Annotated in this window: 2 protein-coding genes and 5 pseudogenes; 2 read left to right on the top strand and 5 right to left on the bottom strand. The window is 49.0% G+C overall.

All coding sequences use genetic code 11. The annotated features are described in order from the left end of the window. Positions 1–475: 475 nt before the first annotated feature. The 3 genes and pseudogenes from sigK (E0496_RS24335) to E0496_RS24325 all read right to left on the bottom strand — a co-directional run. Entirely contained in the window at positions 476–1,042 is a 567-nt protein-coding gene (gene sigK, locus E0496_RS24335) for an RNA polymerase sporulation sigma factor SigK (protein ID WP_338325873.1), read from the bottom strand. A gap of 185 nt (positions 1,043–1,227) precedes the next feature. Then, positions 1,228–1,644, bottom strand: a pseudogene (locus E0496_RS24330) (reverse transcriptase domain-containing protein); the annotation flags it as partial. Positions 1,645–1,776: 132 nt separating this feature from the next. Then, positions 1,777–1,872 (bottom strand): annotated as a pseudogene (locus tag E0496_RS24325) (sigma factor-like helix-turn-helix DNA-binding protein); the annotation flags it as partial. Here E0496_RS24325 and E0496_RS24320 point away from each other — a divergent pair. Next, positions 1,870–2,304, top strand: a pseudogene (locus E0496_RS24320) (IS30 family transposase); the annotation flags it as partial. The pseudogenes E0496_RS24325 and E0496_RS24320 sit on opposite strands and share 3 nt — an antisense overlap. 157 nt (positions 2,305–2,461) lie before the next feature. On the opposite strand, the gene E0496_RS24315 reads toward E0496_RS24320, so the two are convergent. After that, entirely contained in the window at positions 2,462–10,135 is a 7,674-nt protein-coding gene (locus E0496_RS24315) for an Ig-like domain-containing protein (protein ID WP_141504340.1), read from the bottom strand. A gap of 627 nt (positions 10,136–10,762) precedes the next feature. Here E0496_RS24315 and E0496_RS37245 point away from each other — a divergent pair. Continuing rightward, a pseudogene (locus tag E0496_RS37245) lies at positions 10,763–11,197 on the top strand (IS30 family transposase); the annotation flags it as partial. Positions 11,198–11,338: 141 nt separating this feature from the next. Here E0496_RS37245 and sigK (E0496_RS24310) read toward each other — a convergent pair. After that, a pseudogene (gene sigK / locus E0496_RS24310) lies at positions 11,339–11,850 on the bottom strand (RNA polymerase sporulation sigma factor SigK); the annotation flags it as partial. Positions 11,851–11,976: the final 126 nt, after the last annotated feature.

Raw genomic sequence — 11,976 nt, 5'->3', positions numbered from 1 at the left:
TTTTTGTGGTAAACTTCACTTTATGGGTGCTCCTCTCTTTGGGTGATGTTGTCTTCGTAAACACCATTCTACCAAAGATTAGGGCACTTTTTTATGTTTTTATGAGGTCGCACTTTCGTAATTCAGGTTCATACCTTTATCCCCCTCGAATAGTTTAAATAGGCTGATAGCCCTATTTATATATTCAAGGTAAATATTGGGATTCCTATTCTTCTACACATTTTTACAATTTCAAACAGATATTCCTTTCACTTATGTGGTACTTACTATAGTTGAACATTTGAGCGAAACTGTCACATCTCATTTTTTCATCTTCGTACCATCAATATTGAGCACTCCACATGTGTGGAGTATATAAACAGTAAAAAACCAAACGACATCTCTGCCATTTGGTTTCATTAATTGAAGTAACATCTGGTTTCCCTACAACAAACAGCCAATAAAATCGGATGTTCTGTATGAGCTTAAATCAGTCTCATCTCTTCGCCTTATAAAACTCATGATAAAGCTTCATAAGCGCCCTCTTCTCAATCCGCGACACATAGCTCCGCGAGATCCCCAGCTCCTTCGCAATCTCCCGCTGCGTCCGCTCATCCCCGCCATGCTCCAAACCAAACCGACCTATGACAACTTCCTTCTCGCGGTCATCCAATATATCAAGATTTTTATAAATCTTGCTCTTCTCAATCTTCAGCTGCACCTTATCCACGATATCATCAGCCTCTGTACCGAGGATATCGATCAACGTAATCTCATTGCCTTCCTTATCCGTGCCGATCGGATCGTGCAGCGATACGTCCTTGCGTGTCTTCTTCAGCGACCGCAGATGCATAAGTATTTCGTTCTCAATACAGCGAGCCGCGAACGTCGCGAGCTTCGTACCTTTACCGGTCTGAAAGCTCTCGATCGCTTTGATCAATCCAATCGTACCGATGGAGATTAGATCCTCGAGATCCTCACCGGTATTGTCGAATTTTTTGACAATGTGAACACAACCCGATGTAACCACAACACATCCCAGTTCGTCCCCATAAAATATTATTCATGTTTCCGCACTCCACATGTTTGGAGTATATAATATTGAAAAAAAATAGGGGCAAATCAAGCCCCTAATGGCAACGAACTATAAAGTTATGATGACTACTGATCTGCAAATCACAAATCGCTTGGTTTCCTTCCCGAACAGATTTCTAAATAAAGATCAGTTGCACAATAAATGGCTTCTTGAAACTCTCGTTTCCATGGGCGGTCTACCGCACTTTTCTCGCGATGGACCCTCAGTTTCAGTTTTCCTTCGATAAATGCCGTTACAGATTTCACCACGCGTTGCCCTGCTCTTCACATTTTCACGTAGTTGTTACAGTCATCGGCATATCTCACGAAGCGAAGGTTCCTCTTTTCCAGTTCCTTATCTAATTCGTCAAGGACGATGTTCGATAATAATGGACTGGGGGGACCTCCTTGCGTAGCTCCTTCCGTTGATGCTCGGACAAGACCACCTTCCATGACTCCCACCTGCAAGTATTTGCGAATAAGTTCCAGCACCGTTTTATCTGTTATTTGTTCTGCAAGCTTAGCCATTAAGTGGTCATGATGGATACGGTTGAAGAACTTATCCAAATCCATGTCTATTGCAATACGATGTGTCGAGTATGTAAACAGTAAAAAAACCAAACGACATCTCTGCCATTTGGTTTCATTTGTTGAAATAACATCGGGTTTCCCTATTACAAACAGTCAATAAAATCGGATGTTCTGAATGAGCTCAAATCAGTCTCAACGCTTCGCCTTATAAAACTCATGATAAAGTTTCATGAGCGCCCGCTTCTCAATCCGGCTCACATAACTCCGCGAGATCCCCAATTCCTTCGAGGAAATAGCAAGGCTTGCGCGGCCATCTTCATCGATCGTAAAACACGTCTCTATTTAACCGTAAAGATGCCGGATCGCACCGCACATTCTATGGAAGTTGCCTTTGGTGTTGCCGCTAGCCAGTACCCGCAAGGGACCTTTCAGACAGCGACAACCGATCGCGGAAAAGAGTTCGCCTGTTATGCTGCTTTAGAGAACGTTCACGACATCAAGGTTTATTTTGCAGATCCCTATTCCTCATGGCAAAGAGGTTCCAATGAAAACGGAAATGGTCTCCTACGGGAGTTTTTCCCCAAGGGTCATGACCTTGCAACGGTTTCTGACGAGGAACTGGCAGAAGCCGTCCGCCTCATCAACCATCGCCCTCGTAAATGTCTGGGCTGGAAGTCTGCATCCGAATCCTTCATGGACGAACTGTCGCACTTAGCTTGACAATCCGTTAGTTAAAAAAGACGCCCCTAGCATTCATCGGAACCGGGGGTTCCAATGTGTATTCTAGGGGCGTACATTACGGTGCTGGGGGTTGTTGCAGGCTGCCGACCGTCCTCTGACAGAAAGTGGGCGGCAGCTATTGGGTTAGGTTAACCTACTACAACGCTGCATCTTGCTCATTTAGATCCAAAACCCGCAAAATAAGGACAAGCGCTTCGGCTCGCGTTGCCGCATTGTTTGGCGCAAAGCTGTTGTTGCCGCGTCCAGTAACAATGCCAAGACCGCGCAATGCTTCGATTGCGCCTTTCCCCCAGGCCGGGATATCTGTATCATCGGCAAACTCGGTCATTTCATTGCCGGATTGAGCAACATTCATCGCTCTAGCTAACATAACGATCATTTCCGTCCGCGTAATTTCCTGATTCGGTCGGAAGCTTCCGTCGCTGTAGCCCGTAATAATACCTCGCTCCATGCCTTGTCCAATTGCGTCCTTCGCCCATGCTCCGATTTCGCCATTGTCGCTAAAGGCAAGCTCCGGCTGTTCTCCCTGCCACTTGAACGCTTTCGCCAGCATCGTCATAAACTGGGCGCGGGTTGTTGCCGCGTTAGGCTTGAACGTATTGTCGGAATATCCGTTTACGATTCCCAGCGTTGCTGCCCGCTTAATCGCTGCCCCAGCCCAATGCTCTTCCGAAACGTCCTTAAACTGGGCGACGGGTTGCTCTGGCCCATTCGGCACTTCCGGTCCAACAGGCTCGCTTGGCTCCTCTGGAGTATTCGGAAGCTCCGGCTCCGTTGGCTTTACAGGATCTACAGGCGGTACATATGGCGGCGAGTAGCTTGAGCTTGTTATGACCGTAAGCTCCCGCTCCGCGCTCCGGTTTCCAGCCTCGTCAACTGCGGCAATCTTGAACGTATAGCTGGTTTCAGATTGAAGACCGCTAATCGTGGTACTCCTGACATCCTTTCCGACTTCAAGAAGCTGATCCTGGCCTCCAGTGCTCCAAGTCACCTTGTAACCTGTAACCGCAACATTGTCCGTGGCAGCGCCCCATGCCAATGTTACGCTCGACGTGCCTACATTGGATGAAGTCAAGGTACTGGATGCCGGCCATGTTGGCGCTTCTGTATCCTCGGTCGGTTCCGGCTCCGGTTCCACGGCAATCTTCGAAAATACTGCCGATACAATTACATTCCCGTTAGGCATAACAAACCTGCCTTCCGTATCCACATCAATAGGCGTTAAATCAGCGTTATCCATGACAACCCTAATTTGCTGAAGCTCGTACCCTGTAGCAGGCACTGCGCCTACGGATACCGTTTCTCCGGCAACCGCCCTTGTTGGCGTGGAGGAAACCGTTCCATTCTCGATCTCCTGGGCTATTGTTATGGCGTAGTCCTGCTCGGCAAGAGTTACGGTAATCTCCCGCTCGACGCTCCGGTTCCCAGCCGCGTCAATTGCGGTAAGCTTAAACGTATAGGCCGTACCAGCTTGAAGACCGCTGATCATGGTGCTCGTGACATCCTTTTCGACTTCCAGAAGCTGTTCCTGGCCTCCTGCGCTCCAAGTCATCTTGTAGCCCGTTACCGCAACATTGTCTGTAGCAACGCCCCATGCCAATGTTACGCTCGACGTGTCCACATTGGATGAAGTCAACGTGCTGGATTCCGGCCATGTTGGCGCTTCTGTATCCTCGGTCGGTTCCACGGCAATCTTCGAAAATACCGCCGATACAATTACATTACTGTTTGGCATAACGAATCTGCCTTCCGTAACCACAACAACAGGTGTTAAATCAGCGTTATTGATGAAAACGCTAATTTGCTGAAGCTCGTATCCCGCATCGGGCACCGCGCTAACGGAAACCGTTTCTCCGGCAACCGCCCTTGTCGGCGTAGCGGATACCGTTCCATTCTCTATCCCCTGGGCTACTGATACCCCATAGTCCTGCTCGACAAGATATTGGCCGTTTACGCGCACCAATGTAACGCCGACCCAGTCTCTTGCCGTTGAAACGCCAATAGTCGTAAGCTTGATGTAGGATGCGGTCGTTCCCTCCGAGAAGCTTTCCGAGAAACTGGCTGCGCTGCTAAACTGCTCGGATTTGTCGATCGCCGTTGTCCAGGTCGATCCGTCCTCCGATACCTCGACCTTGTACTTCATCGTTTGCCAGAACGCCAAATCAATGCTTTTAAGGCTCGCCGGCTTTCCTAATGCGATCGTGATAGAGCCCATCTTCGTATTGCTTCCCGTCGACCAGGCAGGGCCGGCCGTATCATTGGTCCGGGCATTCACGAACGGGTTAATTGCCGGATAGTTCGCGCCATTGCCTTCACCGGTAATCGTAACGCCCGTTTTGTCGTACCAAGACGTCAAATCATTCCCAATGACGATATTGGCCGAAGTCGTCGCTCCGCTGCCGGTTGTGGCTGTAACTTGAACTACGCCTTTACCCAGAGCAGTTAGCCGCCCATTGGCGTCAACCGTCGCAATGCTTTCATCACTGGAGCTCCAGCGAATGATGTCATTAGCGTAAGAAGGCGTCAGGCTTGCCGTAAGCCTGATTTTGTTTCCTACAGGCACTGGATAAGATAGCTGTTCGACTGCAATGTTTGTCGCCGGGATATGACTGCTTTTTGCCAGTCCATCAACGGCTGCTTCCAGTGCCGCGATACTGTCAAGAACCTCCTGGCGCTTGTCTGCGGCCGGTTCGCCCGCCTCCGAATACTGCTTCGCCGCCTGAAGCTTGGCGTTGAAGTTTTGCAGGCTGGCCGCCGTATAGTAGTCGTCCGGATACGCTTTGGCGCTCTCTGCCTCCATAATCGCCTGGTTCAGCTTGGGTACTAGCTTCTCCTCGCCTTTGACTTCAAAGGAAAGCCTTGCGCTTTTTTGGTAGAGAGGAGTGCCATACAGCGTAATCGTAAGCGTAACACTGGCTTCTCCCGGTTGCAGCGCCTGCAAATCGACAATTCGCGGATTGGCCGCATTCGGTGTAACCGTCAACACGTCCGAATTATCGGAGCTCCATTGCACGCCCGCCAAATCCGTATCCCCGTCGCCGCCCGTCACTCTCGCCGTAAGCTTTTTGACATCGCTGGTCGCAAGCTCAATTGGTTCAGGGTTCTCACCGGCTCTATAAAGGATAGCGCCTCCTTCATCCAAGATAAAGAAATGCTCATCGGCAGAAATTTCATTCGTAATTGTAACCGGTATTTCCTTGTACAGGTTCGGGTTTTGCTTGGAGCTTACCCTAACCACGGTTTGTGTATATGGGACCTCTGCCAAAGTTCCATACGTCTGCTTCGCTTGCACCAAGCCCGAAGGACTCACCGAAATAGCCGATGCTCCCTCTCCCTGGGCGGCCCAAACGACCTCTTGCGAAGCGCTCTCCGGATAAATCGCAGCCGTTAGCTGAGCGCTGGTGCCCAATGTCCCGGCAACCGGAATCAGTTTGATTCCATTCACGTTGGCATTAATACGAAGCGGCACTGGGCCTGCTGCATACAGATTCAAATTATCCAGCATGCCGTTCCAGTTCAACGTACCGCCGCTTCTAGTCGCCTGGAATTCAATTCCTGCCAAATCCTTCTTATACGCCGTGCCGGAATGAAATGGCACCTTATGAGTAGCCGTAAGCGTTGGATTCTGCTTGCTGGTTACGGTAAGCGTAATTTCTTGAGCCTTCATATTCAAAATAGCCCTAATATGGTACCACGCATTATTTTCAGTAAAGCCGCTTCCAACCGGCGTAGCGCTAGCAAGAGCTGCATTAGCGATCGGCTGACCGCCCGTGTTAAACACGATTTCGCCGCCACTCGCCTTTTGCACGCTCAGATATCGATTGAGCGAGCTGTCCATCAGCGTAAAATAAACACCGTTTGAATTGGTCGGCGCGCCGAAATTAAAATCAACATCAACGACTATCTCATCATTCACAAGAGGCTTCGCAAGGAGTTTACGAGTTCCCCGCCCGCCTGTGCCGCTGGCGCCCAGAGCCACATATTGATCGTTCTCCGTCCCTGCTATGGTTGCACCCATGGCCGTACTTGCGCCATTGACTGTCCCCCAAGCGAGGCCGGCCGCTCTGTTTTCAAAGCTTTCGCTGACCGAAGGAACATAGATAACCGCCGTATCCGTATAACCGCCGTCATCCGTCCTAACGCTTATTTTTGCGGTGCCGCTGCTTACTGCAGCCACATTGCCGAATTGGTCGACAGTGGCGACCTCCGGCGTATCGGATGTCCAGATCAGTCGATCATTCGTCGCCAATGCGGGAACCGGCTTTGCCGTCAGCCTGACTGCGGGTGCCAAATCCTCCGAAGCCGCTTCAGAGAAATAATCAGACTTAAAGTAATATTCCTTTATGCCTAATTCAACGCCGGTAACGGGTATAGGCTCCTGCTGCACGATGACCGTCGTGCTAGCCGTATACGGAATGCCGTTGATGCCAGGAACCGTCGTTGCCGTAATGACGGCTGTTCCATCGTTTATTCCCATTACATTGCCGTCCTGATCCACCGTAACGATAGTTTCGTCGCCGGAGGTCCAGGTTACCGTCTTGTTGTTTGCGTCGGCAGGCAATACTTCGGCCAGCACTTTTTTGGTAGAGCCTCGTTGTACAACCACTTCGTCATAAAGCATGCGTATTCCTTCTACCTGGACGGGCAGAACAGTCGCCGTTATTTCGGCAAAAATAGCGCTGCTGTCATCCGAGGTTGCCCGGATTTGCGCTTCGCCCACTCCAATTGCCGTGACGCGACCCGTTTCATCCACCTTGGCAACCGTTTCGTCGCTGGACGTCCACAGCACTTTGTATCTGCTGGAATTGCTTGGCGCCACCGTTGCCGTGAGCTTTGCCGTACGCCCGTAGCTAAGCGCCAATTCCTGCTTGTCCAGCGTCAAGCCCGTTACTGGCACGCTAGTAACGTTAACGGCAAAACGCAGCTCTTGGCTAGGATTCGCGGAAGAAGTTGCCGTAATGTTTGCCGTGCCGCCTTTGTTTGCAATCAGCTTCACCCGGCTATTCGTTCCGGTCATCTGCCTCATTACGCCGTCTTCGGTTTCCCACGTATCCCCGAAGAAGGAAACGATATCGGGATTATCGGAGCGGAAAGTGACGGAAGGATCCGTTGGAAGTCCTCCCAGGCTTGCAGCAACCGACTTATTATCGAATATTTTTAACGTTACGATATCTCCCTCGTTAATCGCTCTGTTTCCGCCCGTTATATCGGTCACATTTAAACTACTCGGCAAAATAGGATTGCTTACGGTTACGGCTACCGAAGCGGAATGTCCACCTTTTACCGTTGCCGTAACGGTTGCCGTGCCCGCGCTTTTTGCCGTCACGATGCCATTATGAGATACTACAGCTACTTGCGGATTGCTGGAAGCATAGGTCACCACGCTGTCCGTCAATACGCTATCGTAAGGCTGAACCGTCGGCTTTACGCGTTTCGGAGTCGCGCCGACCGTCAGATTCATCGTGCTTTCAAGCAACGTGATGCCCGTAGGCTCTGCCGGCGTAATGGCAAAGGAAGCGCCATAATCGCGAATAGGCGTCTGCAGCTCGGCATTTTTGGCTTTCGGCACGCTGCGCATGAGGTATGCGTACATGCTGTCCATCATGTCGCCTGCCTTGCCCGGTTTGCTGCTGCCCATCTCTTTAATGTTGACATCGCCGTTGTTAAACATAATTCGGACGTTTACCCCGCCCGTTCCCCCTTGTGCACCTCCGGCGCCCGGCGTTGGAATCCATTCCGCTGCCCAGTAATAGAAACCTCTGGTCTGTCCGTGCGGATTGGTGGCGTCAAGCGGCGCCTGCATATAGTCAAGCAGCCAGTTATATTGTCCATTAGGGCTTCTTTTATAATAAACCTGTCCCATACCAGATGATTCGGTTTCAAAGGTGGCCAAATAATTCGTAAATGAAAAACCGGTTTCTACATTAATAAAGTCCAGGTACCTGTACCGGCTGTCATTCCGCAAAAAATCCGCCATAATCAATGTTCTGGCACTGGAATGACCCCCATATAACGAATGTGACGTTCCTTGAAGAGGTATGCCGTCATTTACCATTGGACCAAAGAGCGAATTTGCAATGCCAGTGTCGCTCCCTTTATTGGAGTGAATAGAGGACGGAACCCCAGACATGACATCGTTAGTCGCCTCAATGGCGGCGGTAACCAGCTCTTTGTGCCCGGCTGCGCTTCCTCCCCGCCCGACAGGCCACAAAATACCGCTGTTTTGCTCATTGCCCTGTTTAACCGAAACGACATCCAAGCCTTCATCGGCAAACGGCTTTAAAAAATCATAAACATAGTTGTAGACTACCGTCTTCATATGCTCCAGATCCGGATTGCTTAATTTGCCATCATAGCTGGACTCAATCCATTCGAGCGGCATATGCGCTTTGGCCTGGCTCATCCACCCGTCGCTGAAATGGAAGCTGGGCGAAAAGCTCATATTCAGGGCCGTTGCCCGACGAGCCAATATAAGAGAATCCTCTTTGCTGAAATAGCCATCGATCATGCGATAATAGAAGTCGCTGCCGTCTTCGTTCTTGCCCGTCACGATTGGCAGCGGCGCGGTTTCCCAACCGTGCATTACATTACCCGCATGAACCATGATCATGCTAGTAATCGAGTTTACCCCATGATTGGAGAAGATCCGCAACGAATCCTGCTGCACGCCATTGGCGAAATATTTGCCGTCGTTATCTTCGATTGCCGGGAGAAAGGACACGTCCGCTCCCTTGATCTGGTTTTCATCCTGAATCGCAAACAAGTTGAAATTGTCGACATACGCTTTGTCCGCCCCGTTGCCGTTCCAATTATCGGCAAGAGAGGTTTCGTCATCGTTCTTGTAAACCGTAATGGAATCCCTATATGCCTGATCAAAGACCGTATTGGCATAGACCTCGATCTCTGTATCGTTTTCACCCGTAATAAATGTAATGGTTACTAGTGAGTAATCCTCCGTACCTGAAGGTGCCTGGCGCAGGACCTTAATATCTTGCCCCGCTGCCGTTCTGGCACCAAGGTTAACCCTGTTCCCTAGCTCGGTGCGATGGACTAGCTCTCCCATCTTGCCGCTTGCGCTATAGACGGATTCGGTGCGGAACTTGTCCTCCTTGTCCACCTTAGCGCGCACAGTCAGTCCATACTTGGTGTTGGGCTGAACCGCTACCTTCTGGACAATTTCACTGCCCGCCGATAGTCTGACCGCCTTAGCTCCCGTGTCGATGCCCTCAGTAATCACATCTACGGTACCCTGACTGGTCCATTCATTCAAATCATCCTCAAAACCCCAGTTCAAAATCGTGTTGTCATCCTCGGCATCCAGTTGGATTTCAATATGGTCGATATACAAGCTCTGGTTGCCCGCGTTGATTTGAAGAGTCATTTGCCCGTTATAGACGAGCACGTTGCGATGTCCGATCTGAACCCACGTATTTGGGGTAACCAAATGCGGGTCTACTAAGGCTACAGAGTCCGGACCGCCGGTATCCTTAATGGTGAATGCAGCAGAGTTATTGCCCGCCGTTCCTTTTGCCCATAATTTCAAGGTGTAGCTACCCTGTGGGATATCGGTAATCGTTCTGCTTATAGAGCTGCCTGCCGGCAATAAAACACTGCCAGTTCCTTGCTTTGACCCCTCCGTAGCCAATTGAACGTTTCCTGATGGGGTCCATCCCGTCAAGCCCGACTCAAAATCGAGATTATTTCCGTTCACGTTTGCGTTTCCTAAGGCTTGGACAGGCATCAGGGCCAGTCCCTGCACGAGCATTGCCATAATAATAACAATGGACAGTACTCTTTTATTCCTTTTCATGATCGTGCCCCTCTCTTTAGTTATGCTTTAGCGATGAAACTGGAATAATGCGGTCAGACTCATTGAGTGCATGATTTTAGTGCGCACTGAAGTTACTCAGTTCGGCAAGCGCTTTCAATTTCGGAGCGAAAATTCGCTTTTTCTTGCTTCAAAAGCTCGCTTTCCTTTCACCTGGCAATCGGGATTTTCTCATCGGATGATAACTCAAATGAACATCTCCTTCCCCCTATGTATGCACTCTTGCACTTATTATAATTAAGAAGGCCGTATATGGAGTACCTGACAAACTTACTTTTATCTTTGAATTTCTAAGATAGAGAAAAACGATGGTCGCATTCACTCCTTCAGCATTGTCCAAATATACTTGTATGTCCGAAGCTCCTTTTTTACAATTGGAACTACTTTTGTGCTGAATAACTCGATTGTCCGCAGAAGATAGCTTTGAGGCAATGTACTGATATTATAAACGTGATACAAAAATCTCGTTAATCCAAGGTTTTTCAATTATAATATTATTTATTCTGCAACGTATTAAGGGTTCCCGACATTAAGAGCTCCATGCAAACTTCGTGATGTATCAAAAGTTTCACGAGTATATTCACCAAAGCCTCTTTAGTGCACAGCTAAATACAAAGAAACTGGTCGCCTGAGCAAATTGCTGAGAGGCACCTGACCGAAGGAAAACCCTTTCTATGTTTCAATACCATCTATAGATGGCTGTATGCAGGACGCATCGCAGCGGGAGAAGTCAAGGTACTTTGACTTAAAGGGAAACGTCAGAAACCGATCGAAACACGTGATCGCTTCCTCGTGGGTACGCCGATTAACAAGCGCTCAAAAAAAGTCCAAAAGCATAAGACGTTCAGACATTGGGAGCCTGATGCAGTGGTCTCCAGTCGTAGCAAAAGCAAGACCTTTGCCGCTACCTTCATTGAACGGAAGACGCGTTTATACATTGAGATAAAGATGCCAGATCGAACAGCTCACTCGATGGAGGTCGCCTTCGGTGTCATGGTCAGCCAATACCCACAGAATACCTGTTATACAGCGACAACATCTCGGGTGGAGGTCGGCTCACAAAGCTTTCATGGATGAGATGCCGCACTTAGCTTGACAAAGCGTCAATACAAAAAAAGCCACGTCTCATACCCGTGGCAATTAATTTAATATAAACCTTCATAAAATGATTCTAAATTAACTACTCTAACGCTTCGCCTTATAAAACTCATGATAAAGCTTCATCAACGCCCTTTCTCTATCCTTGAAACATAGCTCCGCGAGATCCCCAGCTCCTTAGCAATCTCCCGCTGCGTCCGCTCATCCCCGCCATGCTCCAGCCCAAACCGTCCAATGACAACTTCCTTCTCCCGATCATCCAGTATATCCAAATTCTTATATATCTTGCTCTTCTCAATCTTGAGCTGCACCTTATCCACAATATCATCAGCCTCCGTGCCGAGGATATCGATCAATGTTATCTCATTGCCTTCCTTATCCGTGCCAATCGGATCGTGCAGCGATACGTCCTTGCGTGTCTTCTTCAATGACCGCAGATGCATAAGTATTTCATTCTCAATACAACGAGCCGCGAACGTCGCAAGCTTTGTGCCTTTTCCAGTCTGGAAGCTCTCGATGGCTTTAATCAATCCAATCGTGCCGATGGAGATTAAATCCTCTAAATCTTCACCTGTATTATCGAATTTTTTGACTATGTGTACATAATCTGATGTAACCGATGGTTTATTCTTATATAATTAGAGTAACAACAATTTAACCTATATTATCATTTTTTACCATTATTAAGAAACACGAGTTGGACACTCAGAATTTTTTTTGAGGAC

This window comes from Paenibacillus luteus, from assembly GCF_006542765.1.
Lineage (GTDB): Bacteria > Bacillota > Bacilli > Paenibacillales > Paenibacillaceae > Pristimantibacillus > Pristimantibacillus luteus.
Note: the sequence above shows the minus strand (reverse complement) of the source record. Positions and strands in the feature narration are given on the sequence as shown.

What these genes read in the sequence shown, in the direction of transcription:
- E0496_RS24315 (WP_141504340.1), bottom strand. Translation starts at nt 10,135, where the DNA reads ATGAAAAGGAATAAAAGAGTACTGTCCATTGTTATTATTATGGCAATG.